This window comes from Nocardiopsis sp. LDBS1602, assembly GCF_035818715.1.
Classification (GTDB): domain Bacteria; phylum Actinomycetota; class Actinomycetes; order Streptosporangiales; family Streptosporangiaceae; genus Nocardiopsis; species Nocardiopsis alba.
This window is the reverse complement of record NZ_JAYLVW010000011.1, coordinates 118,430-144,986: the sequence shown is the minus strand read 5'-3', so window position 1 is coordinate 144,986 and position 26,557 is coordinate 118,430. Positions and strand designations below refer to the sequence as shown.

Genomic DNA, 26,557 nt, shown 5'->3' with positions numbered 1-26,557 from the left:
ACCCGCGTCCCGTGGACCCCTCGGCGGGGTGGAATAAGAGATACGACCAGGTCAGGAAGGCTCTACGGCCGGTGATCCGTCCGACCGGAGCACCATCAGGGTCTGCTGTGTGGGCGGGGACACCAGGGACTCCACCGTCACCTCGTCCAGGGAGGCGTAGAAGGCCTCACGCGCCCGGGACAGCGCTCCGCGCAACCGGCAGGCCGAGCGCAACGGGCAGGGCGGATCGTCCTCGCACCCGGCCAGGTCCCCGGCGCCCTCCAGCTCGCGCACGATCGCCCCCACCGAGGACCGCCGCCCCGCCTCGGTCAGGGTGAGGCCGCCACCGCGTCCGCGCCGCGCCTCGACCAGCCCCAGCTCCGACAGCCGCGCCACCGCCTTGGCCATGTGCGAATAGGGCACGACGAGCATGCCCGCGGCGGCCCGGGTGGTGAGGAGTTCGCCCTCCTTCGCCACCGCCAGTCGCATGACCAGGCGCAGGGAGACGTCGGTGAAGGCGGTCAGACGCATACGCCCATGCTAGGTCGTGCTCTTGTGAATCGCTCCGCTCTCGTTCCCTAGCCCTCGCCCCTCGACTCCCCCTCTTCGCTCGAGGCCCTTTCCCGTCGACCCGAGCCCTCTCGCCCTCGAGCGGCCGGTGTCCCGCGCGGCATCCAGATCCACACCATCAGCAGCCCCAGCAGACCGGTCACCAGGGAGACCGTCGCCGCCATGTGCAGGCCCGCCAGGAAGGCCGTCTTGGCGGGGGCGATCAACGCGTCCCCGCTCGCGCCCAACGTCTTGGCGAACGCCACCGTGGACTCGATCGACTCCCCCACCGAGGGGTCGGGGTGACGGTGCGTCTCCTCGGTCACCCTCGTCAGCGTGGGCTCGATCGCCGGCCGGTAGTGGAAGGAGATCACCGCGCCCAGGACCGCGACCCCCATGGCGGTGGAGACCTGACGCACCGTGTTCTGCACCGCCGACGCGGAACCCGCCTTGCCCGGCGGGACCGAGGCCATGATCGTGTCCGTGGCCGGGGTGAGGACCACCGCCATCGCGGAGTTCTGGAGGAAGAAGAACACGACGATCAGGGCGACCGGGGTGGTCTCCTGGAGCTGGGTGTAGAACGCGAAACAGCAGCACACGACGGCCACGCCCACGAGCGCCAGGTTGCGTCGGCCCACCAGCCGCACCAGGGTCGGGCTGAGCGGGGCGAAGATCATCTGGCCCAGGGCCGAGGGGAGGATCAGCAGCCCCGCGACGAGCGGGCTGAACTCGCGCACGCTCTGCCAGTAGAAGCTCAGGAAGAAGATGATCCCGGCCATGCTGAAGAACAGCACCATGATCACGGCGATGGACACGCTGAACCCGGGGTCGCGGAAGAAGCGCACGTCCAGCGAGGGGTTCGGGGTCCGTGCCTCGTGCACCAGGAACAGGACGAGCACACCCACCCCGAGGAGCAGAGCGCCGTACACGTCCACGTCGAACAGGGAGGCCCGCTCCCCCGCGGTGATCACCCCGTAGATCAGCAGCACCAGACCGGGGATCGACAGCGCCACCCCCAGCAGGTCGAGACGGCCGGGGTTCTCGTTCCTGGACTCGGGGACGAGGAAGAACATCAGCGACAGGCCGATCAGGACGAACGGCACGTTGATCAGGAAGATCGAGCCCCACCAGAAGTTCTCCAGCAGCAGCCCGCCGGCGGACGGTCCGATCGCCAGCGCCAGGCCGACCGCCCCGGCCCACAGGCCGATCGCCCGTCCCCGTTCCTCCTCCGGGAACAGGTTCCTGATCACCGACAGGGTCTGCGGCATGACCATGGCGGCGCCGAACCCCATCGCCGCCCGCGCCGCGATGAGCTGTTCCGGTGTCTGCGAGTAGGCGGTCAGGGTCGAGGCCGTACCGAACACGATCAGTCCGGACACCAGCATGCGTCGCCTGCCCCAGCGGTCACCGAGGATGCCGAAGGTGAACAGCAGCCCCGCGAACACCAGGGTGTAGGCGTTGATCGCCCACGCCAACTGCGCCTGGCTCGCGCCGAGCCCCTTCGACGGATCGGAGAGGGTGCGCAACGCCACGTTGAGGATCGTGTTGTCCGCCACGATCACCAGCAGGCAGATGATGAGCACCGTGAGCCCGCCCCACCTGCGCCGATACGCCGTCCGCTCGTCCACAGGGCCTCTCCTCGTCCACCGGCCGTCCGGGTCCGTGGGACACCTACCCGGGGCCGGCATCGTGCCGAACCTCTCCTGTCGGGCGCGCACCCCCCGGAGGGGAATGTTCGGATCTGTGAAGCCGTTGATCTCGCGGAGACGGCGGCATGCGATGATGCCCTCGGGCACCCCGCTCACCCGTTCTCCCCACCGCACCGGTCCCCCGGACGGCGGGGGCGACGGGCGTGGAGGCCGTCCCACGACACAGGTATTCCCCCCGGGGAACACGCGCTCCGACGAGCGCATCACACCATCTTTTCGTCCACAGGTCCGGAGACACCCCGCAGGTGCTTCGAGACAACGGAGGAAGAACACCATGAACACCACGCCCAAGACGCCCGAGGCCGGCAACGCCCTGTACGGCGGGGTCACCAACCGCCGCGTCACCATCAGGGACCTGGCCCGGGCCAAGCAGCGCGGCGAGCGTTGGCCGATGCTGACCGCCTACGACGCCCTCACCTCGCGGATCTTCGACGACGCGGGCATCCCCGTCCTCCTCGTCGGCGACTCGGCCGCCAACGTCGTCTACGGCTACGAGTCGACCGTGCCGATCACGATGGACGAGCTGGTGCCCCTCACCGCCGCCGTCGCCCGTTCCACCAAGCGGGCCCTGGTCGTGTCCGACCTGCCCTTCGGCGCCTACCAGGGCTCCCCTCAGCAGGCGTTGGAGGCGGCCTCCCGGTTCATGAAGGAGGGCGGCGCCCAGGCGGTGAAGCTGGAGGGCGGCCGGGCCGTCGCCCCCCAGGTCGAGCTGCTGGTCTCGGCCGGTGTGCCGGTGATGGGCCACGTCGGTCTGACCCCGCAGTCCGTCAACACCCTGGGCGGCTACCGCGTGCAGGGGCGCGGCGAGGCCGCCGAGGAGCTGCTCAAGGACGCCAAGGAACTGGAGCGCGCGGGCGCGTTCTCGGTCGTGCTGGAGGCGGTCCCGGCCGACCTGGCCGCCGAGGTGACCCGACAGCTGTCGATCCCCACCATCGGGATCGGCGCGGGCGCCGGGACCGACGCCCAGGTGCTGGTGTGGCAGGACATGGCCGGGCTGAGCCCCCGGGTGGCGAAGTTCGTCAAGACCTACGCGAACCTGGCCGACACGCTGCGCGACGCGGCCTCCGAGTACGCGGACGAGGTCGTCAACGGCGCCTTCCCCGCCGAGGAGCACACCTACAAGAGCTGATCCGGTTCGGGGTCGGGCCCTGGGTCCGACCGTGACCGCGTGCGCCGGTCGGGGTTCTCCCCGGCCGGCGTTCCCGTGTCCGCGCCCGGTTCCTCCGTCGAACGGTCGAAGGCCCGTGCCGCCGCCCCGAACATCGGGAACAGGACCGCCGCCAGATGGACGAACGCCCCGGCCGCCAGGACCGGGGCCACCCCCAGGAGCCCGATCGCCGCGCCGATGCCGGGGGCGGCGATGGGCGCCCCGACTCGAGTGAGGGCGCCGAGCATGGACATGCCCCGGCCGACCATGGTCAGGGGCAGCCGCTCGAAGATGATCGCCGAGAGCAGGGGGTTGATGAGCCCGCCGAAGAGCCCGGAGGCCGCCCACACCGTCAGGACGACCCACAGGGGCACGTCCAGGGCCAGGACCAGGACGCGCGGTGGCCCGGCGACCGCCATGCAGAGGAAGAAGGTCGCCTTCCGGGGCAGCCGGTGGCCGGCCCAGGCCGCGATCAACGACCCGAGGATCGACGCCCCGCCGAGCGCTCCGGCCACGAACCCGACCGCCTCGGGCCCCATTCCGCCCTGGTGCGCCCAGATCGGCAGCGCCAGACTCATCACCGCCACGTCGACGATGTTGGTCACCATGATCATGACGGTGAGGGTCCGCAGGGGAACGTCGCCCCAGATCGCCCGCCATCCCGCGTGCAGCCGGGTGAGGTAGCCGTGTCCCTCCTCCGGGTCGGGACCGGCCCGGCCGACCGTCTCGGTGTCGCGGCGCAGCAGGACCGCCGTGACCAGCGCCGACGTGATCATGAGCGCCGCGTTGAGGTGGAGGGCGGTGAGCGCGCCCAAGAACGCGACCACCGCTCCGGCGGCGATCGGTCCGACCGTCATGGAGAGACGGTCGACGGTGCCGGTGAGTCCGGTGACCCGTTCGACCCGCACCCCGGCGGCGCGGGCGACGAACGGGGCCAGGGAGACCTTCGCCGCCTCGGAGGGGCCGGTGGCGAGCCCGATCACGGTGACGAGCGCGAGCAGGAGCGGAAAGGGCAGGAGGTCGGCGGCGAAGAGCAGCGGCACGGCGGCGAGCGCGGCGGCCGCGAGGAGGTCGACCCGGATGCTGACGGCCCGCTGCCCGATCCGGTCCAGGAGGGGACCGACGAACAGCCGGGCCAGGGTGTAGGCACCGAGCTCGCACAGGGTCACCAGACCCATGTGGGTCGGGCTTCCGGTGGTCTCCAGGACGAACCAGGGGATGGCGATCATCGCCAGGCGGGTGCCGAGATAGGCGCACGCCTGCGCGAGGATCAGCCCGGTCATGGGCCTCACGGCGCACCCTTCTCGGCGCCCGGGGGAGCCTCGGTGTCGCCGAAGGGTTCCCGGTCGGTCTCGGGGAAGGGAAAGGCGGTGAGCTGGACGTTCACCGCGCGCCCTTCGGGGTCTCCCTCGTGCGCGTATCGGGCGAGCGTCTCGCTCAGCTCGGCGCGGAGGCGTTCCATCTGCTCCAGGTTCAGGTGCAGGACACGGTCGGCCATGAACTGGGCCTCACGCCACCCTTCGGGCTGCGAGGCCCACAGGTCGACCGCGGCCGCCATGCGTTCGGACCAGCGGGCGGCGAGGGCGTGGCGCAGGGCGGTGCTGAGTTCGGGGGCCTCGGTGTCCAGGTGCTCGGGCATACGGAATCCCTTGTGGAGGACGCGCCACCAGCGTTCACGGGCGGTGCCCAGAGCCGGGTCCTCCTCGATGAAGCCGTAGGTCTCCAGTTGGCGCAGGTGGTAGCTGGCCGAGGCCGAGGAGATGCCGAGTTCGATGGAGACCTTCTTGCCGGTGGCCGGGGCCGCCTGAAGGAACTGGTAGACCCGCAGCCGCAGGGGGTGGGCCAGTCCGCGCAGGGAGTGGGCGTCCAGGACCGCGGCCTTCTCGAAGGGGTCGGGGACGGGGGTGGGGTTCTCGCCGTTCATGCCGAGAAGGTAGACGCCCAAGGTTCTTTGGCCAAGACCCCTTGGCCAAGAGATCTTGGGGAGGGGCTTCGACCAGGGCCTTCCCTCGATGTGAGGCGGACCACAGACCGAATGTCGCTCGGTAGTACAGTGACGCCGACACCAGGACCGCCACGGGCCGGTTCCGGCCCCACCGGGAGGACAGCAGATGCGCATCTCGATGCCGCTCCAGTACGCGGGCGAACCGAAGGACGCCGTCGCACAGGTCGCCGAGCTGGAGAAGGTCGGACTGGACACCGTGTGGGTCGCCGAGGCCTACGGCTTCGACAGCCCCACCCTCATGGGCTATCTGGCGGCCCGCACCGAGCGCGTGGAGATCGGCTCGGCGATCCTGCCCATGTACAGCCGCACCCCCACCCTCATCGCGATGACCGCCGCCGGGCTCGACCACCTCTCCGACGGCCGCGCGCTCCTCGGGCTGGGCGCCAGCGGCCCCCAGGTCATCGAGGGCTTCCACGGCGTCCCCTACACCCGGCCGTTGACCCGCACACGGGAGACCATCGAGATCTGCCGCCGGGTGTGGGCCCGCGAGGAACGGCTCACCTACGACGGCGACGTCTTCACCCTCCCGCTGCCGGCCGACCAGGGCACCGGACTGGGGCGTCCGCTCAAGATCATCAACCACCCGGTGCGCCCGCGCATCCCGATCCACGTGGCCTCGCTCGGCGTGAAGAACGTCGAGATGACCGCCCGGATCGCCGACGGCTGGCTGCCGCACCTGTTCATCCCGGAGAAGGCCGAGAGCGTGTGGGGCGAGGCGCTGGCCCGGGGCCGCGCCGAACGCGACCCCTCCCTGGGCCCGCTCGACATCACCGCCGGCGGTCTTCTGGCCATCGGCGAGGGCGAGGACACCAAGAGACTCCTGGAGTTCACCCGCCCGATCATCGCCCTGTACGTGGGCGGCATGGGCGCCAAGGGCAAGAACTTCTACAACACGGTCGCCCGGCGCTACGGCTACGAGGAGGCCGCCGAGAAGATCCAGGACCTGTACCTGGCCGGCCGCAAGGACGAGGCCGCCGCCGCGGTCCCGGACGAGTTCGTGGAGCTGACCAACCTGGTCGGCCCCGAGTCCTACGTACGCGAACGGGTGGAGGCCTTCCGCGCCGCCGGGGTCACCCGACTCAACGTCACCCCCATGGGCGACGACCCCGCCACGCTCATCGGCAAGATCAAGGAGTGGGTCTCCTGATCCGACGCGGTGCCGCCCGGAACCGTTCGGGCGGCACCGCGGGGCCCGTGTTCACAGGCCGGTGACGCGGATCCCTGCGTGGGTCTTGTAGCGGCGGTTGACCGCGATGAGGTTGGCCGTGAGCGCCTCCACCTGGTGGGCGTTGCGCAGTCGACCGCCGAACACGCCCCGCGCGCCGGGGATGGTCCCGGCCAGGGCGCGTACCACGTCGGTGGCCTCGCGGTCCTCGCCCAGGACCAGAATGTCGAGCTCGATCTCGGCCACCTCGGGGTCGAGCAGGAGCACGGCCGACACGTGGTGGAAGGCGGCGGTGACCCGGCTGCCCGGCAGGACCTCGGCCGCCTGCTGGGCGGCGCTGCCCTCGGGGACGTCGAGGGCGTAGGGACCCTTCTTGTCGAAACCGAGCGGATTCACGCAGTCCACGACGATCTTCCCGGCGAGCCGGTCCGCCAGCGAGACCAGCAGTTCGCGGTGGCCGTCCCAGGGCACCGCCACGACGACGATGTCGCCCATGGCGGCCGCCTCGGCGTTCTCCAGCCCGTGCACCCGGATCTCGGTGGCCTCCGCCTCGACCAGGTCGTTCGCGGCCTTGGCGGCGCGTTCGGCGCTGCGCGAGCCGAGGTGGACGGTGTGCCCGGCCAGGGCGAACCGGCGGGCCAGGCCTCTGCCCTGGTCGCCGGTGCCGCCCAACACCGCGATGCTCTTCCCGGTGATGTCCACGTCCTGTGGTGTGCTCTGTTCGGTCATGAGGCGATCCTGTCAGAGCGCTCCCGGCCGGAGAACGCGCAGGGCCGCGCGCCGGCTCAGCGTCCTTCCTCCTCCGACTCCTCCTCGTCCCAGGCCTCGTTGCGCTCGGCGGCGATGCTCAACGCTCTGGCCGCCGTCTCCCGGTCCGGGTAGGGGCCCAGCCGTTGACTGTTGGGACAGCCCTTTCCGTGCTCCACCTCGTCGTGCTTGAGACAGAACCACCAACCGTCGTCCTGAACGTCCGTCACGGTCGACCACCTCTCGTCGTTCCAGGGCCTCGTTCGGGCATCTACCCGCCCCCGGCGCGCTCTTCACACGTGTCACGTGTCGGCGTCACCGGGTACGGGCGGGTGCCCTCCGCCAATACAATCGTTGTCCATGACTACTCCGCTGGTTCCTGGGCGCATCTCGCCGCAACGTTCGGTCCCCTCGCACATCGTCCGCCCGGAGTACGTCGGCAAGAAGTATCCCGTGGAGGGGGTCCTGGGCGATGTCCAGGACGCCGAGACCATCGAGCGGCTCCGGGTGGCCGGCCGGATCGCGGCGCAGGCCCTCGAAGAGGTCGGCAAGCACGTCGAGCCCGGTGTGACCACCGACGAGCTCGACCGGATCGGCCACGAGTTCCTGCTGGACCACGGCGCCTACCCGAGCACCCTCGGTTACAAGGGCTACCCGAAGTCGCTGTGCTCCTCGCTCAACGAGGTCATCTGCCACGGCATCCCCGACGACACCGTCCTGTCCGACGGCGACATCGTCAACATCGACATCACGGCCTACAAGGACGGCGTGCACGGCGACACCAACGCCACCTTCCTGTCGGGGAACGTCTCCGAGGAGAACCGTCTCCTGGTGGAGCGCACCCGTGAGGCGACCATGCGCGCGATCAAGGCCTGCCGCCCGGGGCGACAGATCAACGTGATCGGTCGGGTCATCGAGTCCTACGCCAAGCGCTTCGGTTACGGCGTGGTCCGCGACTTCACCGGTCACGGCGTGGGCCCGGAGTTCCACTCCGGCCTGATCATCCCGCACTACGACGACCCGCGCGCCACCACCGTGATGGAGCCGGGCATGACCTTCACCATCGAGCCGATGATCACCCTCGGCGGCGTGGAGTACGACCTGTGGGAGGACGGCTGGACCGCCGTGACCGCCGACCGGAGGTGGACGGCGCAGTTCGAGCACACACTGGTCATCACCGAGAGCGGCGCGGAGATCCTCACCCTTCCCTGAGCGTGGCCTCCCAGGACCTCGGACCCGTTCCGGGGTCCTTTTAGCGCGCGGGGTCCGGAACGCCCCGATCGTGCCCGCGCGTCGGAGGAACGGACCCGCGACCCGGTCGACGAGGCGACGCGTTCCGCCGTACCCGCCGGCCTTAGAATCCTGAACCATGCACCAGAGCGCGCGCCGATCCGGACCACGGATCGCCGGTCGCGCCGGTGCGGGCACGGCGCCACCCGGGTGACCGTTCCCGTTCCGGGACCGACCGGTCCGCGCTCCCGTGAGGTCGACGGTCCGGACCGCGACGTCGCTCGGACCGTGCCCCTGCCCCGCACACCGAGGACGTTCACCCGGCGCGGCCGGGTCCCGCGCCATGGGAGTCCCGGCGCCCCCTGCCGAGAACCCTGTACGAGGCTCATGCCATCGACCGCCGACCCTCTCCGACCGACTCACAGGGATCCGATGTCATGGCGATGTTCGTCCACCTGACGCCCCGGGCCAACGCCGCCCGCGTCGAACACGCGGGGGTGCGCCCCACACTCGGGCAGAAAGGGACCAGTGGGGTCTTCTGTTTCCCCACGCTCCCCTCCTATGCCCTCACCCACCACTGGTCGCACGAGTTGAGCCGTCACCACGGACCTCGCGGCCTGATCGCCATAGACGTACGGCTTCCGGACGACGAACCGGTGACGGTCGGCCACTTCGCCGACGGGAACGGGCCGCGGGCGGTGACCGCGGCGGAGGCGGTCCGGGTGATCGTGGCGCTGCGCGATCCGCTCGGCTGGGAGGTGGTCGTCCCCCGACCGATACTCCGCGAGGAGGTGCAGGCCATCCGGGAGATCCGTTGGACGTCCGACCGGGGCCCCTTCCCCGAGTCCCCCTCCCCTCTCCTGCCGGCGCCTCGGCACGACGAGTTCCCCCAAGGCCCCCTCCCCGAATCGCTCACCCTCGCCGACCTGCCGGTGTCCCTTCCCGGCCTTCCCCGGCTCAGTCCCGTCCCCGGGCAGGCCGGAGGGGGAGAGCCCCCACGAGGGCGCTGAATCCGTCCGTTCGATGCCCGTGGACCCATGGCCCCACGGGGTGCGCGCGGGCTAGGCTCTGGCGGATGAAGATCCTCATCTCCGCGGACATGGAGGGCGCCACGGGCGTCACCTGGCCCGCCGACTGCGAGCCCGGGACCGAGCAGTGGCAGCGCTGTCGTTCGATGTTCACCGGCGACGTCAACGCGGCGATCGTCGGTCTCTACGAGGGCGGCGCCACCGAGGTGTTCGTGAACGAGGCGCACTCGACCATGCGCAACCTCCTCTTGGAGCGTCTGGACGAGCGGGCCACCATGATCACCGGCCGCCACAAGGAACTCTCGATGATCGAAGGGGTCCAGAGCGGCGACGTGGACGGGATCGTCTTCCTCGGCTACCACTGCGGTGCCGGGGAGGACGGGGTCCTGGCCCACACCTATCTGCCGAACGCGATCACCGGGGTGTGGTTGGACGGCGTGCCCGCGAGCGAGGGTCGGCTCAACGCCGCCGTGGTCGCCGAGTACGGCACCCCCGTCATCCTGGTCACCGGCGACGACAAGGCCTGCGAGGACGCCGCCTCCTACGCCCCGCAGGCCCTGACCGTCGCGGTCAAGGATCACGTCAGCCGCTACGCCGCCCGCTGTCGTCCCCCCGCGCGCACCGCCGCCGACATCACCGAGGCGGCGCGCAGGTCCCTGGCCCCGGCCGGCCGGGTCGAGCCGGTCGCCCCCGCGCCCAGGACGGTGGAGGTCGAGGTGGACTCCGCCCAGCTCGCGCAGGCCGCGGCGATCGTCCCCGGGGTGACCCGGACCGGTGAGCGCCGGGTGCGTTACACCTCCCCCGACGCCTATGAGATGATCCGGGCCTTCAAGACGGTCACGACCATGATCTCCAACCACATGGAGAAGGACTACGGCTGACCGTCCCCGCCTCGCCCGGAGGGTCTCCTCCTTCCGAGCGGTTCGGCGGACAATCGACGGGGTCGACAGGTAGAACTGTCCCCGGGGTCGGTAACGGATCGTGCCGTTCGGCACGGGCCGCCCCGGGCGTCGCCCCTGCCCGCGCCCCTCCATCGGCGCGCGACGACTCCGTCCTCATCACCTGTACCCGACGAAAGGCCGACTCCGTGGGCCACAACGACACCTTCCCGTCCGACAGTGCCCGAGAGGCGGCCCTGACGGCGGCGGGCGAGGACGCCATCCACCTGACCCGCGAGCTGATCCGACGCGACTCCACCAACCGGGGCGGAGGCGAGGGCGACGAGCGCGCCGCCGCCGAGTTCGCGGCCGAGGCCCTCGGCGCGGCCGGGCTCTCCCCCGTGATCCTGGAGTCCGCGGACCGCAGAGCCAACGTGGTGGTGCGCGTCCCGGGCACCGACCCCGACGCGGACGCCCTGCTGGTCCACGGACATCTGGACGTGGTGCCCGCCGACGCCCACGACTGGTCGGTGCCGCCGTTCTCCGGTGAGATCGCCGACTGCCCGGTCACCGGTGCCCCCGCCCTGTGGGGGCGCGGCGCGGTGGACATGAAGAACACCATCGGCATGGTCACCGCGGTCGTGCGGCACTGGTCGGAGATGGGCCTGCGACCGCGCCGCGACATCGTGCTGGCCTTCGTCGCCGACGAGGAGGACAGCGCCGCCTATGGGGCCGACCACCTGGTGCGCGAGCACGCCGATCTGTTCGAGGGCTGCACGGTCGCGATCGGCGAGGGCGGCGGCCACACCGTGCACTCCCGCTCCACCAACGGGGACCCGGTCCGTCTGTACCCGATCGGCGCGGCCGAGCGGGGCAGCGCCTGGCTGACCCTGCGCTCGCGCGGTACCGCGGGCCACGGGTCGCGTCCGCCGCGCGACAACGCGGTCGGCACCCTGGCCGCGGCCATCGCCCGGATCGACGAGCACCGTTGGCCGCTGCACATGACGCCGGTCACCCGCGCCGCCATCGAGTCCATCACCAAGGCCCTGGGGGTGGAGCGCGCGCACGGCGACATCGAGAGCAACGAGGCGGTGGACGCGTTGATCGCCCGGTTGGGGACGGCGGCGCCCCTGGTCGCGCCGACGGTGCGCAACAGCGCCGCCCCGACCATGCTCTCGGCCGGGTACAAGGTCAACGTGGTGCCGGGCGAGGCGACGGCGGGGGTGGACGGCCGGGTGCTCCCCGGCGCCGAGGAGGCGTTCACCGCCGCCATGGACGAGCTGACGGGGAACCGGGTGACCTGGGAGTACGCGCACGGTTCTCCGCCCGTCTCCGCCCCGGTGGACTCCCCCGCCTTCGACGCCCTGCGTTCGGCGCTGCTGGCCCACGATCCGGAGGCCCACGTGGTGCCGGTGTGCCTGTCGGGCGGCACCGACGCCAAGGTCTTCGCCCGGTTGGGGATCGACTGCTACGGCTTCTCCCCCATGCGTCTGCCCGCCGGGATGGACTACCCCGGGCTGCTGCACGGGGTGGACGAGCGGGTGCCGCTGGACGGACTGCGGTTCGGCGTGCGGGTGTTGGACGGCTTTCTGCGTTCTTGATGACCCGGGAGGGGCGTCGACGGGTACGACCCGTACGGCGCCCCTCCCTTTTCGGGTGCCCGAGGGCGGGTGCCCTGGAGGAGACGACGAAAGGGATGGGGACCGACGTGGGCGAGTCGACGGCCGAGGTGCGCGAGGGGTTCGAGGAGCGTAAGGGGGTCCCCGGGGCGTCACGTCCCGTTCCGTCTCCGCTGAGGCGTCCGCCGAGGCTGCGTCGAGGCGACCGGGTGCGGTTGGTGGCCCCGTGCAGTCCGGTCCCGGCCGCCCAACTGGACGCGGCGGTCTCGATCCTCACCGGGTGGGGGCTGGAGGTGGAGACCGGCCGGCACATCCGCGACCAGCACCCCGTACTGCCCTACCTGGCCGGGGAGGACCGGGATCGGGCCGCCGACCTCCAGGAGGCCTGGTGCGATCCCGACGTGCGCGCGGTGTTCTGCGCGCGTGGTGGCGACGGCGCGCACCGGATGCTCGACCTGCTGGACTTCGACGCGATGCGCGAGGCCGGGCCCAAGGCGCTGATCGGGTTCAGCGACATCACCGCCCTGCACGAGGCGTTCGCGATGGAGCTGGGGGTGACGACGGTGCACGGCCCGGTGGTGGGCACCCGCTACTTCGTGGGCGACGAGCCGGCCCAGCGGGATCTGCGCACGACCCTGTTCTCGCCCGAGGAGCGTCTGACGCTCACCTCGCCCGCCACGCGCGCGCTGGTCCCGGGCCGGGCCGAGGGGGTGCTGTTCGGCGGGAACCTGAGCCTGCTCAACGACGGGCTGGCCACACCGCACAGCCGGCTCTCCGCCGCCGGGGGAATCCTCGTGTTGGAGGACATCAACGAGGACGCCGCGCGCCTGGACCGGATGCTCACCCACCTGCTGCGCACCGGCTGGATGGACGGTGTGGCCGGGGTGGCGTTGGGCACCTGGACCGACTGCCCGCCGGACCCGGAGACGATCGCCGAGTTGATGCGCGACCGTCTCGCCCCACTGGGGGTCCCGGTGCTGTGGGGTCTGGACTTCGGTCACTGCGCCGCCCAGCTCACCGTTCCGCTGGGGGTCCCGGCGGTCCTGGACGCCGACCTCGGGACCCTGGAGGCGCTCGTCCCCGTTCTGGAGTGAGGTCCGCGCGTCGAGCAGCCCCCTCCCGACCTCGCTCTTCTCGATCGGGGTCGGGGAGGCCGGGTTACACTCGGCCCATGGTTCGTGAACCGTTGACCCAAGAGCAGATCCAGCGCGGCCGGACCCTGGGCGCCCTCCTCCGCCGGGCACGGGCCGACCGCACGATGGTGGACGTCGCGCGGGACTCCGGCATCTCGGTGGAGACCCTGCGCAAGATCGAGGGCGGCCGCATCCCCACCCCCGCCTTCTTCACCATCGCGGCCGTCGCCACCACACTGGGCCTGTCCCTGGACGACCTCCTGGCGCGGACCGACGACCCCCTCTCCCCGCCCCGCGACGTCGCGGTGTGACCCGCACGACCTCTCCCCGGGGACGGAACGCCCCCACCACCGCCTACGTTGGTTTCCACACCCGTGTCCCGGGCGTGTTCGGCACTCCCGCGCGTCGGGATGATGGTCACATGAGGGGCACGGGCGCGTGTCCGGACGACCACAGGGGGAGCAGATGAGCGAACAGGCACCGCTGACACCGAACGAGACCGAACTGCGCGGTCTCCTGGACGGGCGCTGGGCGCACGTGCGAGAGCGGGCCAGGGACGTCGTTCGAGGCGAGCGGTTCGCCCCGGTGTACGGCCTGTCGGTGGAGGAGCACCGGGCCCGGACCCTGGACCAGCTCATGGCCCTGACCGAGACCGATATGCCCGGCTACGGCTTCCCCGAGTCCGTGGGCGGCAGCGACGACGTCGGCGCCTCCGTGGTGGCCTTCGAGATGCTCGTCGCCGACATGTCCCTCATGGTGAAGATGGGCGTGCAGTTCGGGCTGTTCGGCGGGGCGATCAAGGCCCTGGGCACCGACGACCACCACCGGCGCTACCTGCCCGACGTCATGAGCGTGGCGCTGCCCGGTTGTTTCGCGATGACCGAGACCGGCCACGGTTCGGACGTGCAACGACTGCGCACCACCGCGACCTACGACCCGGCCACCGAGGAGTTCGTGGTCCACACGCCCGACGAGGCGGCGCGCAAGGACTACATCGGCAACGCCGCCCGCGACGGTCGCGCCGCCGTGGTCTTCGCCCAGTTGCGCACCCCGGGCCCCGACGGCCTCATCGAGCACGGTGTGCACGCCCTGATGGTGCCGATCCGCGACGAGGACGGCGCGGCGCTGCCCGGGATCACCATCGAGGACTGCGGCCCCAAGGCCGGCCTCAACGGCGTCGACAACGGCCGGCTCTGGTTCGACCAGGTGCGCGTGCCTCGCACCGATCTGCTCAACCGTTACGGCGACGTCTCCCCCGATGGCACCTACTCCAGCCCGATCGAGAGCCCCAACCGGCGCTTCTTCACCATGCTGGGCACCCTCATCCGCGGCCGGATCAGCGTGGCCGGCGGCGCGGGCAGCGCCACCAAGGCCGCCCTGACCATCGCCCTGCGCTACGCCGACACCCGCCGCCAGTTCACCCGTCCCGCCGCCGACGGCCGTCCGGCGGAGGAGGTGCGGATCCTCGACTACCTGGCCCACCAGCGCAAGCTCCTGCCGGCCCTGGCCCGCACCTACGCTCTGCACTTCGCCCAGGAGGAACTGGTCACCGGGCTGCACGAGCTCTCCCGGAGCGAGGAGTCCGACGACCGTGCCCAGCGCGAGCTGGAGTCCCGGGCCGCCGGTCTGAAGGCGGTCGCGACCTGGCACGCCACCGCGACCATCCAGACCTGTCGTGAGGCCTGTGGCGGTTCGGGCTACCTGTCGGAGAACCGGATCCCGCAGCTCAAGGCGGACTCGGACATCTTCACCACCTTCGAGGGCGACAACACGGTCCTGTTGCAGCAGCTCACCAAGGGTCTGCTCACCGACTTCAAGGACTCCTTCGGCGACCTGGACCAGCTCGGCCTGGCGAAGTTCATGGCGGGCAAGGTCTTCGAGACCGTCATCGAGCGCACCGCCGCGCGGCCGTTGATCGAGCGGCTGATCGCCGCCGCCCCGGGCCGGGGCGACGAGTCGAGCCTGTACAACCGGGGTTGGCACCTGGAGCTGTTCGAGGACCGCGAGAAGCACGTCATCGAGGGTCTGGCGGCGCGCCTGCGCCGTTCCAAGAAGGACGGCAGCGACGCCTTCGAGGTGTTCAACCAGGCCCAGGACCACGTCCTGGAGGCCGGTCGGGCGCACATGGACCGGGTGGCGCTGGAGGCGTTCGTCGCGGGTATCGACCGTTGCGGCGACAAGGCCACCGCCAAGCTGCTCAACCGCCTGTGCGACCTGTTCGTGCTGTCCGTGATCGAGGAGAACCGCGGCTGGTTCCTGGAGCACGAGCGGATCTCCACCTCGCGCGCCAAGGCGGTCACCGCGGCCGTGAACGAGCTGTGCCGGGGGCTGCGCCCGTACGCGGTGCCGCTCGTGGAGGGCTTCGGTCTGCGCGACGAGTGGCTGGGCGCCCCGATCGCGTTGGGCGCCGAGCACCGACGCCAGGGCGACCGGGACTGACGTCCGGAGCGACCCTAGGCCCCGTGAAGCCCGTCTTCGCGGGGCCTATGCTTTTGCGGACGTCCAGAGGAGGTGGGGCCATGTCGGCGATCCGGTTGTTGGTGCTCGGCGCGATCCGGTCGCGCGGTCGCGCGCACGGGTACCAGGTCCGTTCGGATCTGGAGTCGTGGGGCGCGCACGAGTGGTCCACGGCCAAGCCGGGATCGATCTACCACGCGCTCAACCGGATGGAGCACGAAGGCCTGTTGGCCGCCGAGGAGGCCGCCGTCTCCGGAGGGCCGCCGCGTACCGAGTTCACCCTGACCGGGGACGGCGAGCGGGAGTACCTGTCGCTGCTGCGCGACGCCCTGGCCGCCGAGCACGACGCCCGGGTGGACGTGGTCTCGGCGGGGCTCGGCTGTATGACCGATCTGCCGCGCCCGGAGGTCCTGACGCTGCTCCGCCGCCGGTTGGAGAGCCTGGAGGGGTGGCGTTCCAGCGTGCTGGAGCACCACGATCCCGAGGCCCCCGTCGACGAGGAGATCGGGGCCGTCGGTGAGGTCCTGGGCTTCTGGGTGCACTCGGCCGAGTCGGCGGCGGGGTGGACGCGCTCCCTGATCGAGCGGATCGAGGGAGGCGCCCACGTCTTCGCCGGCGAGGAGGGGTGGCGTCCCTCCGGCGTCCCGAGCTAGGAAGTGCCCGGGGAGCGCCTACTCGTCGCGCCACTCGACCAGGTCGGCGGCGCGTTCCAGCTCCTCCCGGACCACGCGTCGTTCGTCCTCGGTGAGCTCCTCGGCCATGATCGGTGCCAGCGCCCGCCGCCACTCCTCGGCCTCGTCGGCGCGGTCCAGGGCGGTGGCCAGCTCCACGAGCACCGCGTGGGCGGTGGCGCGTTCCAGGGCCGAGGCGGTCTCACCATGACGCTTGAGCGCGGACCGGGCCCTGCGGTAGGCGGCCGCGTCGTCGGTCTTGAACTCGCGATAGATCCGTACCTGGTCCAGTGCCTTGGCCAGCCCCTCCAGGGCGGCGGAGCCCCCGTACTCCACCTCCTCGGGTTCGTCCCTCTGGATGAAGATCAGCGAGTTGCCCGAGGGGTCCACGAGTGTGAAGCGGGAGGCTCCGGGGCGGTACCGGGTGATCCGGGGCAGCCCTCGGGACAGGACCTTGCCGTGGGCGGCGCGCATCGCCTCGGTGAAGGCCGAGTGGTAGGGGGCGACGTGGTCGACCATGACGAGGCAGCCGCCGGTCATCTCCGTCGTGGGGTCCATCCCCCGGGGTCCGGCGGAGAAGTGCACCTGGAGGCCGCTCAGTTCGAAGGCCAGGTACACGTAGGGCTTGAGCTGTCGTGAGACGACGGTGAAGCCGAGCGTCTCGTAGAAGGCGAGGGTCGCCTCGGGGTCGTGGGTGTGCAGGGTCGGGATGGTGATCTCGTTGGGGCGGATCGACGCGTTCCGGCTCATGGCCCTCCCAGGTTCGTGGTCGCCGGACCACCCTACTAGTCAACTTTGACTAGTTGGCTCCCCCTTCCTCCCCGAGCCCCTTCGCTCTAGGGTGGAGCCTCATCATGTAAGGCAGGTCACACCGTGAGCACCTCCCCCGCGCCCCGGTCGCCCCACCCCGCCGACGACCCCCCTCCCGCCGCCCTCGCCGAACCCACCCGTCCCGTCCGTGCCCTGTGGGTGGCCGGTGTCAGCCTGGCCAACCTCGGGATGTGGATGGCCTTCTTCGGCCCTCTCCAGGTCCTGCTCCCCGAACAGATCGGCCACGTCGCCCCCGACGGCAAGGAGACCGTCCTGGCCTGGGTGACCGGGGTCGGCGCCGCCATGGCGATGATCGCCACCCCGCTGATCGGGGCGCTGTCGGACCGCACGACCGGCCCGCTCGGGCGCCGCCGCCCCTGGGTCCTGGCCGGGGCCGTACTCGGCGCCGTCGGACTGATCGTCCTCGGCCGGCAGGAGAGCGTCACGGGGATCCTGCTGGGCTGGTCCTTCGTCCAGACCGCCCTGTCCTGTCTGAACGCCACCCTGCTCGCGGCCGTCCCGGACCACGTGCCGCGCTCCCAGCGCGGGGCGGTCTCGGGCTGGGTCGGCGTGCCGCAGTCGGCCGGGGTGGTCGCCGCCGTGGTGCTGGTGACGGTCGTGGTCACCGAGATCGCCCCCGGCTACACGCTCATCGGGCTGCTCACCCTGGCCTGCGCCCTACCGTTCGCGCTGTTCTCACCCGACCCGCCGCTGCCCCGCTCGGCCCGGCCGGCGTGGGGCGCTCTGCTCCGGGATCTGTGGGTGTCGCCCCGTCGGCACCCCGACTTCGCGTGGGCGTTCCTCACCCGGTTCCTCATCGGCACGGGGAACGCCATGTTCATCCTGTACCTGCTGTACTTCCTCCGGGACGCGGTCGGCTACGAGGAGCGTTTCCCGGGTTCCTCCGCCGCCGACGGCCTCCTGACCCTGATCCTGGTGTACACGGCGGCGGTGGTGGCCACGACCGTGGTGGCGGGGATCGTCTCCGACCGGCTGGGGCGCAGACGGGTGATGGTCTGCCTGGCCGGGATCGTCATGGGGGTGCCCGCGTTCATGGTGGCGGCCTCACCCGAGTGGACCACGTTGCTCGCGGGGGCGGTGGTGCTGGGCGTGGGATTCGGGATCTTCCTGTCGGTGGACAACGCCCTGGTCACCGAGGTCCTGCCGACCGCCTCAGGGCGCGCCAAGGACCTGGGGATCGTCAACATCGCCGGGGTCGGACCGCAGGTGATCGCCCCCGCCCTGGCCGGGCCGATCGTGGTGCACCTGGGCGGATACCCCGTCCTGTACGCCGTGTGCGGCCTGGTGTCCCTTCTGGGGGCCGCCGCCGTGTGGCGGATCGAAGGCGTGGCCTGACCTCGGGATCCTGCGCAGCAGCCGGCCGATCGACGCCTTGGGCAACCGTTCGGCGACGGTCGTCTCCGTACCCTCACCGACCCGGGGCGGGGGCGGCCCCTCCGTGCTCGCCTCGGGTCCTCGATCCGCCTCGGCCCGCAGACGCGCGGGCTCCCACCACCACCAGTGGGTCTCGGGGACCCAGGCGGGCACCTCGGCGAGGCTGGCCTCCTCGGCCACGGCGGTCAGCGCCTCGTCGATGCGCGGGATCGCCTCGATGTCGCCCGGGCGCATGAAACGTTCCCAGGGGACGAACTCGTCACCGAGGATCTGGAGCATGGAACGGCGCCAGCAGGCCGGACGGTAGCCCTCGTGGCGTCCGTGGTCGGCGGCGGTCTGGGTGCGCACCACGTAGAGGCCGACGCGGTCCGGGTTGCTCCCGCCGACCAGGAGTTCGGCGAGGGTGGCGTTGAGGTCCCGGCCGGCGGGCGAGCCCCGCTCGGCGGCGCTGGTGGCCTGATAGAGGTCGAACAGCCGCGCGAAGGCGGTGTCCATCAGGGAATCGCGGTCCCTGCGCCGCGCGGCGCTCTCCGCGAAGGCGTCCACCACACGTTGGGCCAGGCCCGGGAGGTCCCTGTCCGTTCGCACACCCACCGACACACCATCCCGTCCGTTCACCATCGCGACCGCGTTCCCGCGGCCACGCCCCTGTCCGGCCCTCCCGATCATAATCATCGGTCCCGAAGGTTACCGCTTGGTAGTGGAGCGTGGGGAACGGGTGGACGGAAGGGGTTCGCGAAGCGTGCGATCGAGCATCACGGCCCACTGGGCGACCACCCGCCGCCGGCGCGCGGTGTCGTCCGTGAGCAGATTGGCCAGCCCCAGCCCCCGGGCCAGGTCGAGGGTGGCCTGGACCGCCTCCCGGTTGCCGGGGATCGACTCGTCGGCGCCGAGCAGCTCGACCACCGCGTGGTGCACCGCCCGCCCCACCTGTTCCTCCAAGGGGATCACCCGTTCCCGCAGGGCCGGGTCGCTGGCGGCGGCCGCCCACAGTTGCAGGGCGGCGTCGAAGTCCGGACCGCTGAAGGCGTCCACCACCATCTGCACGACGGCCTCGGTACGTTCGGGGCCGGCCGGGACGGCGTCCGCCCGGCGGCGCAGGTCGGCGCTCCGGCTCTCGACCATGTGCCGCAGCGCCGCCAACAGGAGCCCCTCCCGGGTCGGGAAGTGGTGCTGGGCCGCGCCCCGGGAGACCCCGGCCCGTTCGGCGACCGCCCCCACCGTGGCCCCGGAGACCCCCCGTTCGGCCAGGCAGCCGACGGCGGCGTCCAGCAGCCGGGCCCGGGTGACCCGGCTGCGTTCCTGTCTCGGTTCCCGGTCCGATGCCGTGTCCACCGCGCGCCTCTCCCCTTGGTCGTCAGTACGACTTGGGCAACCCGAGGGACTGCTGGGCCACGTAGTTGAGGATCATCTCCCGGCTGACCGGGGCGATCCGGGCCAGACGGGCGGCGGCGATCGCCGAGCCCAGCCCGTACTCGGAGGCCAGCCCGTTGCCGCCCAGCGTCTGAACCGCCTGGTCGACCGATCGCACGCACGCCTCGGCGGCGGCGTACTTGGCCATGTTGGCCGCTTCCCCGGCGCCCGCGTCGTCGCCGGCATCGTAGCGGAGCGCCGCGTGCTGGGTCATCAGGCGTGCCTGCTCGGTCTCGATCTTCACCTGGGCCAGCGGATGCGCCAGCCCCTGATGGGCCCCGATGGGGCGATCCCGCCACACCACGCGCTCCTTGGCGTAGGCGACCGCCTTGTCGAGCGCGTGCCGGGCGCTGCCGGTGGCCAGGGAGGCGGCCATGATCCGTTCCGGGTTGAGGCCGGCGAACAGTTGCAGGAGTCCTGCGTCGGGGTCTCCGACCAGGGCGTCGGCGGGCAGCCGGACCTCGTCCATGAACAGTTGGTACTGATGGTCCGGGCTGATCAGATCCATCTCGATGCGGCGGGCCTCGAACCCGGGGGTGTCGGTGGGGACCACGAACAGGGCCGCCGAGAGTCGTCCGGTGTCGGTGTCCTCGATCCGGCCGACCACGAGGACCGCGTCGGCGACGTCCACACCGGAGATGAAGGTCTTGCGGCCGTCGAGCACCCACTCGTCGCCGTCGCGTCGGGCGGTGGTGGTGATGCGGTGGGAGTTGGAGCCGGCGTCGGGTTCGGTGATGGCGAAGGCCATGATCCTCTCGCCCGAGGCCAGCCCGGGGAGGAGACGTCGTCGCTGGTCGGGGGTGCCGAAGCGGGACAGGACGGTACCGCAGATGGCCGGGGAGACCACCATCATCAGGGTCGGGCAGCCCGCGGCTGAGAACTCCTCCAGCACGGCGGCCAGGTCCCCGATGCCGCCTCCCCCGCCGCCGTACTCCTCGGGGATGTTGACGCCCAGGTAGCCGAGTCCGCCCGCCTCCTTCCACAGTTCGGTCAGGTAGGCGCCCTCCTTGGCCTTGGCGCGGTAGTACTCGGAGCCGTAGCGGGAGGCGAGCGCGGAGACCGCGGAGCGCAGTTCGCGGCGTTCGGTCGGTTCGTCGAAGATCATGGCACCGGTCACGGGTTCGACCCTTCGTCGACGGGGTGGGAGGGGGTGGTGCTCTCCGGGGGACCTGAGGGTTCCTCGGTCCCGGTGTGGTCGAGGACGGCCAACGGTGTCCCGGCGGGCACCCGCTCGCCCGCCTTCACGGGGAGCTCCCGCACCGTGCCGTCGGCGGGCGCGGTGACGCGGTGCTCCATCTTCATGGCCTCCATGCGCAGCAGGGTCTGGCCCTCGCGCACGCTCTGCCCGACCTCGACGTCCACGGCGGTGATCGTGCCGGGCATGGGGGCGGGCAGCGCGCCCGGGTCGACGCGCGTCTCGGGGACGGGCAGGGGGTCGACGGGGGTCAGGACGACCGTGCCGGACGAGGACCGTACGTGGACGCTTCCCGGGGCACCGGGGGTCGCGGGGGCACGGTGGATCTCGAAGGGGCGGCGTACCCCGTCCGTCTCGAGGACGACCAGGTCGGGGGCGACCGACAGGACTCGGAGGCCCTCGGCGACGGGCCGGTGGACGCCCCGCGTGGAGTGGAAGGAGGAGACGATCTCGCGTCCGTCGTCGGTGAGGTGTCTTCGCTCGTGCGGGGCCGAGGGCACGTTGCGCCATCCGGCGGGCGCCCCGACGGGGGTCGGCCCGTGGCCTCGGACTGCCTCGATCGCGGCGAGGGAGGCGGCCAGCGCGGCCGCGCGTTCGGTCTCCTCGTCGGCCAGGGGACGGGCCAGGGCGACGAGCCTTTCCCCGGTGAGCAGCCCGGTGTGCAGGCGCGCGGGGTCGACCAGATGGGGGTCGCCGAGGATCCGTACGAGCAGGTCCCGGTTGGTGCCCACCCCGTGCAGGCGGGCGGTGGAGAGCGCGGCGGACAGGCGGCGCAGGGCGTCGCGTCGGTCCCGGCCGTGGGCGACGACCTTGGCCAGCAGCGGGTCGAAGTCCGTGCCGACCTCGTCGCCCGCCTCCACCCCGTGGTCGAGGCGGACGCCGTACCCGGCCGGCGTCTCGAAGAAGGCGGTCGCGGCGGGCACCTCGAAGGCGTGCAGGGTGCCGGTGCGGGGTCGCCAGTCCCGGCGCGGATCCTCCGCGTACAGACGGGCCTCGATCGCGTGACCGCGGGGCTCGGGGGGGTCCGGGGCCGGGAGAGGTTCCCCTTCGGCGATCCGTATCTGCCACTCCACCAGGTCGAGCCCGGTGACGCATTCGGTGACGGGGTGCTCGACCTGGAGTCGGGTGTTCATCTCCAGGAAGACGGGCTCGCCCGGACCGTCCTCGGTGACGGGGACGAGGAACTCGGCCGTCCCCGCCCCGGTGTAGCCGATGGCGGCGGCCAGATCGCGGGCGGCGCGGTGCAGCCGGGCGCGGAGCGCGTCCGGCAGCCCGGGGGCGGGAGCCTCCTCCAGCACCTTCTGGTGGCGTCGCTGAACCGAGCAGTCGCGTTCGCCCACCGCCCAGACGGTGCCGTGGGCGTCGGCCAGGATCTGCACCTCGACGTGGCGGCCGCGTTCGACGTAGGGCTCGCAGAACACCTCGGGGTCGCCGAAGGCGGAGGCGGCCTCGGAACGCGCGGCGTCGACCTCCCCGGTCAGCGCCTCCAGGTCGCGCACCACCCGCATGCCCCGGCCACCGCCGCCGGAGACCGCCTTGACCAGGACCGGCAGGTGTTCGTCGCGGACGTCGGCCGGGTCGAGCGCGTCGGCGACCGGTACCCCGGCGTCGCGGGCGACCCGCTTGGCGAGGGTCTTGGACCCCATGCGTTCGATCACCTCGGCGGCGGGGCCGATCCAGGTGAGTCCGGCGTCGACGACGGCGCGGGCGAACCCCGCGTTCTCGGACAGGAAGCCGTAGCCGGGGTGGACGGCGTCGGCCCCGGCGCGGCGGGCCGCGTCGACCAGGGCGTCGGGGTCCAGGTAGGCGTCCACGGGTCCGCGCCCCTCGGGAACGGACAGGGCCGCGGCGATGTCGGCCTCCCGCACGTGCGGCGCGTCCTCCTCGCCCGGGGTGTGGACGGCGACGGAGGACACCCCCAGGGCGCGGCAGGTCCGAAGGACACGGCGGGCGATCTCTCCCCGGTTGGCCACCAGCAGGGCGGTGACCGGGGTGACGTGGTCGTCGGGGGACATGTCCCTCCCTCCTCTACATGCGGAAGACACCGAAGGTGTCGGTACCGGCGACGGGCGCGTTGTGGGCGAAGGACAGGCACAGTCCGAGGACGGTGCGGGTGTCGCGGGGGTCGATGATCCCGTCGTCGTAGACCCGTCCGGACAGGAACATCGGCAGGGACTCGGCCTCGATCTGCCGCTCCACCAGTTCGCGCATGGCCGCGTCCTGGTCGTCGTCGTAGGGCGCGCCCTTCTTCGCGGCGGCGGCCCTGGAGACGATCGAGACCACCTCGGCCAACTGTCTGGGGCCCATCACCGCGGAGCGGGCGCTGGGCCAGGCGAAGAGGAAGCGGGGGTCATAGGCACGTCCGCACATGCCGTAGTGTCCGGCGCCGTAGGAGGCCCCGATGAGCACCGAGAAGTGCGGCACGGTGCTGTTGGAGACGGCGTTGATCATCATCGAGCCGTGCTTGATGATGCCGCCCTGCTCGTACTCGGCCCCGACCATGTAGCCGGTGGTGTTGTGCAGGAAGATCAGCGGGGTGTCGGCCCGGTTGGCGAGCTGGATGAACTGCGCCGCCTTCTGCGCCTCCTCGCTGAACAGCACCCCGTTGTCGTTGGCCAGGACACCGACCGGATACCCGTGCAGGCGTGCCCACCCGGTGACCAGACCCGCCCCGTAGAGCGGTTTGAACTCGTCGAACTCCGAGCCGTCCACGATCCGGGCGATGACCTCGCGGGGGTCGACCGGAACCTTGAGGTCGGGGGGCATGATCCCCAGGAGCTCCTCGGCGGGGTGGAGAGGTTCGGCCACGGGCCCGGTCGGGGCGGGGCCCGCCTTGGTGTGTCCGAGCCGGGCGACGATCCGACGTCCGATCCGGATCGCGTCGTGTTCGTCCTCGGCCAGGTGGTCGGCGAGCCCGGAGACCTCGGCGTGCATGCGGGCCCCGCCCAGGGACTCGTCGTCGCTCTCCTCACCGGTGGCCGCCTTGACCAGCGGCGGTCCGCCCAGGAACACCTTGGCCCGGTCCCGGACCATGACCACGTGGTCGCTCATCCCGGGGATGTAGGCGCCCCCGGCGGTGGAATTGCCGAAGACCAGGGCGATCGTGGGGATACCGGCGGCCGAGAGCCGGGTCAGGTGGCGGAAGGTCCCGCCGCCGGGGATGAAGATCTCCTTCTGGGTGGGCAGGTCGGCGCCGCCGGACTCCACGAGGCTGATCATCGGCATCCGGTTGCGTTCGGCGATCTCGCCCGCCCGCTGTGACTTCCTCAGGGTCCAGGGGTTGCTGGAGCCGCCCCGCACGGTGGGGTCGTTGGCGACGATCACGCACTCCACGCCGGAGACCACACCGACCCCGGTGACCACGCTGGCGCCCACGTGGAAGTCGCTGCCCCAGCCGGCGAGCGTGGACAGTTCGAGGAAGGGGCTCCCCTCGTCGAGGAGGAGTTCGATCCGCTCCCGGGCGAGCAGTCCGCCCCGGGAACGATGGCGTTCGATGTAGCGCTCCCCTCCTCCGGCCAGGGCCTTGGCGTGTTCGGCGTCGATCTCGGCCAGCCCCGCGAGCATGGCCTCCCGGGCCTCGGCGTAGGCCGGGCCCCGTGTGTCGAGTCTCGAGGTCAGGACGCTCACCTGGTCTCCTCTCCGTTCGGGGTCCGCTCCAGCAGGAGTTCGGGGACGGGCATCCGTCGGGCCCGTAGCCATTCGCCGAGCCCCTTGGCCTGGGGGTCGGCCCCTTCACGGCGGGCCGTCCCCGGGGCGAGCAGCCCCTCGATCCAGAAGTCGACCGCGCGCAGGGAGGGCAGCGGATGACGGGTGACCCTCAGGTCGGCGACCTCGGGCAACAGGTCGCGCAACACGTCGACGGTGAGCGCGTGGGAGAGCCAGCGCCACCCCTCGTCGGTGGTCGCCCATACGCCCAGGTTGGCGTCGGGACCCTTGTCGCCGCTGCGCGCGCCCAGCACCAGACCGAGGGGGACGGTGCGCACGGGCCCCTCCGGCAGGGGGTCGGGCTGCGGCGGGTCGGGGACCTCGGCGAGGGCGAGGGTCCTGGTCGGATGAGGGATCCTCTCCCACTCGCCGTCGGGGGTGATGACGATGTGCTCGACCTCCGCGGCGGGGACGAGGACGTGGGTGGCGGCGACCCCGTCGGGGCGGGCGTCGCGCGGTGGGGAGGTGATGTGGAAGCCCGCGTAGCTGCCCAGGGCCAGTTCGACGGCGGCGGCGCCGAAGCGGCGGCCGATGACGGCGGGGTCGCGGTCGCGGGCGATCGCGCGCAGCCGGGCGGTGGCCGCGTCCTGCGTCGCCCCGTGCGGATCCTGGGCCGGGGTGAACTCGAAGCGCAGTTCCTCGGGCTCGTTCCCGGCCAGGGCGGCGCGCATCTGTCGTTCCACCCGGGCGGCCTTGGCCTCGGCCTCCAGTCCGGGGAGGAGGAACTCCACCTCGTTGCGAAAGCCCGTGAGGCCGGTCAGGCCGACCTTGAGGTCGGGCGGCGGCGGTTCGCCCTGGACCCCGTCGATCCGTACCCGGTCCGGGCCCGCCTCGGTGAGGCGGACGGTGTCCAGGCGCGCGGTGACGTCGGGCCCCGGGTAGCGGGCTCCGCGGATCTCGTAGACGAGTTGGGCGGTGACGGTGCCCACCGTGACCGCTCCCCCGGTGCCCTCGTGCTTGGTGATGGTCGACGAGCCGTCGGCCTCGATCTCCGCGAGGGGGAAGCCTGGCCGGTCCAGGTCGTGGCCGGACAGCGCTTCGGCGAACGCGTAGTTGCCGCCGGTGGCCTGGGCGCCGCACTCGATGACGTGTCCGGCCACGGTGGCGCCGGCCAGGGCGTCGAGGTCGTCGTGGGTCCAGCCGAAGTGGGAGATGGCAGGCCCCACCGTGAGGGAGGCGTCGGTGACCCGTCCGGTGACGACGATGTCGGCTCCGGCGTCCAGACAGCGGGCGATGCCGAAGGCCCCCAGGTAGGCGTTGGCGGTGAGGGGTCCGTCCAGGTCCAGTTCCTCGGCCCGGTGCAGGAGGTCGTCGCCGGTGACGCAGGCGATCCGGGGTTCGAAGCCCAACTCCTCGGCCAGGTCGGTGAGGCGGTCGGCCAGGCCCCGGGGGTTGAGGCCTCCGGCGTTGGTGACCACTCGGATCCGGCGTTCCATGATCAGCCCGAGGCATTCCCGCATCTGTTTGAGGAAGGTCCGGGCGTAGCCGCGTCCGGGGTCGGCCAGTTGGTCGCGTCCCAGGATCGCCATGGTGAGTTCGGCCAGGTAGTCACCGGTGAGCACGTCCACGGTGCCTTCGGTGAGCATCTCGTGCACCGCCGAGAGGCGGTCTCCGTAGAAGCCGGAGGCGTTACCGACCCACAGGGAGGGGGCTTCTGTCGCGGTCATGGCACGAGAGTGACATCGGACACACGAAAAAACAAGCTCTCCTGATTGTTCTTCC

At 71.8% G+C, this 26,557-nt stretch carries 23 protein-coding genes and 1 pseudogene; 11 read left to right on the top strand and 13 right to left on the bottom strand.

All coding sequences use genetic code 11. The features are described from left to right. Positions 1-51: 51 nt before the first annotated feature. Both U9J66_RS23890 and U9J66_RS23885 read right to left on the bottom strand, forming a co-directional pair. A complete protein-coding gene (locus U9J66_RS23890) occupies positions 52-510 on the bottom strand; it encodes an RrF2 family transcriptional regulator (RefSeq protein ID WP_014910586.1) in 459 nt (152 codons plus the stop codon). A gap of 47 nt (positions 511-557) precedes the next feature. Then, positions 558-2,156, bottom strand: a complete 1,599-nt coding sequence (locus U9J66_RS23885; RefSeq protein ID WP_326338817.1) for an MFS transporter — start codon at positions 2,154-2,156, stop codon at positions 558-560. 355 nt (positions 2,157-2,511) lie between these two features. On the opposite strand from U9J66_RS23885, the gene panB reads away from it, so the two are divergent. Then, positions 2,512-3,366 (top strand): 3-methyl-2-oxobutanoate hydroxymethyltransferase, encoded by an 855-nt coding sequence (gene panB, locus U9J66_RS23880; RefSeq protein ID WP_017535081.1) that lies wholly within the window; start codon positions 2,512-2,514, stop codon positions 3,364-3,366. Here panB and U9J66_RS23875 read toward each other — a convergent pair. Continuing rightward, entirely contained in the window at positions 3,354-4,676 is a 1,323-nt protein-coding gene (locus U9J66_RS23875) for an MFS transporter (RefSeq protein WP_017535080.1), read from the bottom strand. The genes panB and U9J66_RS23875 overlap by 13 nt on opposite strands. Continuing rightward, positions 4,673-5,308, bottom strand: a complete 636-nt coding sequence (locus tag U9J66_RS23870; RefSeq protein WP_202421421.1) for an ArsR/SmtB family transcription factor — start codon at positions 5,306-5,308, stop codon at positions 4,673-4,675. The genes U9J66_RS23875 and U9J66_RS23870 overlap by 4 nt, the downstream gene beginning before the upstream one ends. A 187-nt stretch (positions 5,309-5,495) precedes the next feature. On the opposite strand from U9J66_RS23870, the gene U9J66_RS23865 reads away from it, so the two are divergent. After that, positions 5,496-6,536 carry an LLM class F420-dependent oxidoreductase gene (locus tag U9J66_RS23865; protein ID WP_014912050.1) on the top strand — a complete coding sequence of 347 codons (1,041 nt, stop codon included), beginning with the start codon at positions 5,496-5,498 and terminating at the stop codon, positions 6,534-6,536. Positions 6,537-6,587: 51 nt separating this feature from the next. Here U9J66_RS23865 and npdG read toward each other — a convergent pair whose 3' ends face one another. Together npdG and U9J66_RS23855 are read right to left on the bottom strand one after the other, a co-directional pair. Next, positions 6,588-7,283, bottom strand: coding sequence for an NADPH-dependent F420 reductase (npdG, locus tag U9J66_RS23860; protein WP_014913149.1), 696 nt, complete (start codon positions 7,281-7,283; stop codon positions 6,588-6,590). 56 nt (positions 7,284-7,339) lie between these two features. Then, the gene (locus U9J66_RS23855; RefSeq protein WP_014911821.1) at positions 7,340-7,531 is read right to left on the bottom strand and encodes a hypothetical protein; all 192 of its coding nucleotides are present in this window, start codon (positions 7,529-7,531) and stop codon (positions 7,340-7,342) included. A 130-nt stretch (positions 7,532-7,661) separates the two neighbouring features. Between U9J66_RS23855 and map the strand changes: the two genes are divergently transcribed. The 8 genes from map to U9J66_RS23815 all read left to right on the top strand — a co-directional run bounded on the left by map (position 7,662) and on the right by U9J66_RS23815 (position 16,299). Beyond that, on the top strand, positions 7,662-8,513 hold the full coding sequence (gene map / locus U9J66_RS23850) for a type I methionyl aminopeptidase (RefSeq protein WP_234305850.1): 852 nt from the start codon (positions 7,662-7,664) through the stop codon (positions 8,511-8,513). 455 nt (positions 8,514-8,968) lie between these two features. After that, a complete protein-coding gene (locus tag U9J66_RS23845; protein ID WP_161110206.1) occupies positions 8,969-9,541 on the top strand; it encodes a hypothetical protein in 573 nt (190 codons plus the stop codon). Between the two features lie 65 nt (positions 9,542-9,606). Then, a complete protein-coding gene (locus U9J66_RS23840) occupies positions 9,607-10,440 on the top strand; it encodes a M55 family metallopeptidase (RefSeq protein WP_326338814.1) in 834 nt (277 codons plus the stop codon). Positions 10,441-10,646: 206 nt separating this feature from the next. Further along, a complete protein-coding gene (locus U9J66_RS23835; protein ID WP_326338813.1) occupies positions 10,647-12,038 on the top strand; it encodes a M20/M25/M40 family metallo-hydrolase in 1,392 nt (463 codons plus the stop codon). Between the two features lie 95 nt (positions 12,039-12,133). Continuing rightward, positions 12,134-13,150, top strand: a complete 1,017-nt coding sequence (locus U9J66_RS23830; protein ID WP_017535077.1) for a S66 peptidase family protein — start codon at positions 12,134-12,136, stop codon at positions 13,148-13,150. A gap of 77 nt (positions 13,151-13,227) precedes the next feature. Continuing rightward, positions 13,228-13,500 (top strand): helix-turn-helix domain-containing protein, encoded by a 273-nt coding sequence (locus U9J66_RS23825; protein WP_017535076.1) that lies wholly within the window; start codon positions 13,228-13,230, stop codon positions 13,498-13,500. A 154-nt stretch (positions 13,501-13,654) separates the two neighbouring features. Further along, positions 13,655-15,628 (top strand): acyl-CoA dehydrogenase family protein, encoded by a 1,974-nt coding sequence (locus tag U9J66_RS23820; RefSeq protein ID WP_014909212.1) that lies wholly within the window; start codon positions 13,655-13,657, stop codon positions 15,626-15,628. 80 nt (positions 15,629-15,708) lie between these two features. Continuing rightward, positions 15,709-16,299: a PadR family transcriptional regulator gene (locus U9J66_RS23815; protein ID WP_326338810.1), complete on the top strand. Its 591-nt coding sequence runs from the start codon at positions 15,709-15,711 to the stop codon at positions 16,297-16,299. 18 nt (positions 16,300-16,317) lie between these two features. Here the strand turns inward: U9J66_RS23815 and U9J66_RS23810 are convergent, their stop codons facing one another. Next, the gene (locus tag U9J66_RS23810) at positions 16,318-17,067 is read right to left on the bottom strand and encodes a glyoxalase (protein WP_326338809.1); all 750 of its coding nucleotides are present in this window, start codon (positions 17,065-17,067) and stop codon (positions 16,318-16,320) included. Positions 17,068-17,190: 123 nt separating this feature from the next. Here U9J66_RS23810 and U9J66_RS23805 point away from each other — a divergent pair, with 123 nt between their 5' ends. Continuing rightward, positions 17,191-18,483: an MFS transporter gene (locus U9J66_RS23805; RefSeq protein WP_326338808.1), complete on the top strand. Its 1,293-nt coding sequence runs from the start codon at positions 17,191-17,193 to the stop codon at positions 18,481-18,483. Between the two features lie 48 nt (positions 18,484-18,531). On the opposite strand, the pseudogene U9J66_RS23800 reads toward U9J66_RS23805, so the two are convergent. The 6 genes and pseudogenes from U9J66_RS23800 to U9J66_RS23775 form a co-directional block, all read right to left on the bottom strand. After that, positions 18,532-19,122: pseudogene (locus U9J66_RS23800) on the bottom strand (hypothetical protein); the annotation flags it as partial. Between the two features lie 87 nt (positions 19,123-19,209). Further along, positions 19,210-19,857, bottom strand: coding sequence for a TetR/AcrR family transcriptional regulator (locus tag U9J66_RS23795; protein ID WP_014910809.1), 648 nt, complete (start codon positions 19,855-19,857; stop codon positions 19,210-19,212). Positions 19,858-19,879: 22 nt separating this feature from the next. Continuing rightward, positions 19,880-21,052 (bottom strand): acyl-CoA dehydrogenase family protein, encoded by a 1,173-nt coding sequence (locus tag U9J66_RS23790; RefSeq protein ID WP_326338807.1) that lies wholly within the window; start codon positions 21,050-21,052, stop codon positions 19,880-19,882. Then, positions 21,049-23,145 (bottom strand): ATP-binding protein, encoded by a 2,097-nt coding sequence (locus tag U9J66_RS23785; protein ID WP_326338805.1) that lies wholly within the window; start codon positions 23,143-23,145, stop codon positions 21,049-21,051. The genes U9J66_RS23790 and U9J66_RS23785 overlap by 4 nt, the downstream gene beginning before the upstream one ends. Before the next feature lie 13 nt (positions 23,146-23,158). Beyond that, positions 23,159-24,757, bottom strand: a complete 1,599-nt coding sequence (locus U9J66_RS23780; RefSeq protein ID WP_326338803.1) for an acyl-CoA carboxylase subunit beta — start codon at positions 24,755-24,757, stop codon at positions 23,159-23,161. After that, positions 24,754-26,502 carry an acyclic terpene utilization AtuA family protein gene (locus tag U9J66_RS23775; protein WP_326338802.1) on the bottom strand — a complete coding sequence of 583 codons (1,749 nt, stop codon included), beginning with the start codon at positions 26,500-26,502 and terminating at the stop codon, positions 24,754-24,756. Before U9J66_RS23775 ends, U9J66_RS23780 begins: the two co-directional genes overlap by 4 nt. Between the last annotated feature and the right edge of the window lie 55 nt (positions 26,503-26,557).

Coding starts and splice junctions, on each gene's coding strand:
- U9J66_RS23890 (WP_014910586.1), bottom strand. CDS start 510: ATGCGTCTGACCGCCTTCACCGACGTCTCCCTGCGCCTGGTCATGCGA.
- panB (WP_017535081.1), top strand. CDS start 2,512: ATGAACACCACGCCCAAGACGCCCGAGGCCGGCAACGCCCTGTACGGC.
- U9J66_RS23870 (WP_202421421.1), bottom strand. CDS start 5,308: ATGAACGGCGAGAACCCCACCCCCGTCCCCGACCCCTTCGAGAAGGCC.
- U9J66_RS23865 (WP_014912050.1), top strand. CDS start 5,496: ATGCGCATCTCGATGCCGCTCCAGTACGCGGGCGAACCGAAGGACGCC.
- npdG (WP_014913149.1), bottom strand. CDS start 7,283: ATGACCGAACAGAGCACACCACAGGACGTGGACATCACCGGGAAGAGC.
- map (WP_234305850.1), top strand. CDS start 7,662: ATGACTACTCCGCTGGTTCCTGGGCGCATCTCGCCGCAACGTTCGGTC.
- U9J66_RS23845 (WP_161110206.1), top strand. CDS start 8,969: ATGGCGATGTTCGTCCACCTGACGCCCCGGGCCAACGCCGCCCGCGTC.
- U9J66_RS23840 (WP_326338814.1), top strand. CDS start 9,607: ATGAAGATCCTCATCTCCGCGGACATGGAGGGCGCCACGGGCGTCACC.
- U9J66_RS23830 (WP_017535077.1), top strand. CDS start 12,134: ATGGGGACCGACGTGGGCGAGTCGACGGCCGAGGTGCGCGAGGGGTTC.
- U9J66_RS23825 (WP_017535076.1), top strand. CDS start 13,228: ATGGTTCGTGAACCGTTGACCCAAGAGCAGATCCAGCGCGGCCGGACC.
- U9J66_RS23820 (WP_014909212.1), top strand. CDS start 13,655: ATGAGCGAACAGGCACCGCTGACACCGAACGAGACCGAACTGCGCGGT.
- U9J66_RS23815 (WP_326338810.1), top strand. CDS start 15,709: ATGTCGGCGATCCGGTTGTTGGTGCTCGGCGCGATCCGGTCGCGCGGT.
- U9J66_RS23810 (WP_326338809.1), bottom strand. CDS start 17,067: ATGAGCCGGAACGCGTCGATCCGCCCCAACGAGATCACCATCCCGACC.
- U9J66_RS23785 (WP_326338805.1), bottom strand. CDS start 23,145: ATGTCCCCCGACGACCACGTCACCCCGGTCACCGCCCTGCTGGTGGCC.
- U9J66_RS23775 (WP_326338802.1), bottom strand. CDS start 26,502: ATGACCGCGACAGAAGCCCCCTCCCTGTGGGTCGGTAACGCCTCCGGC.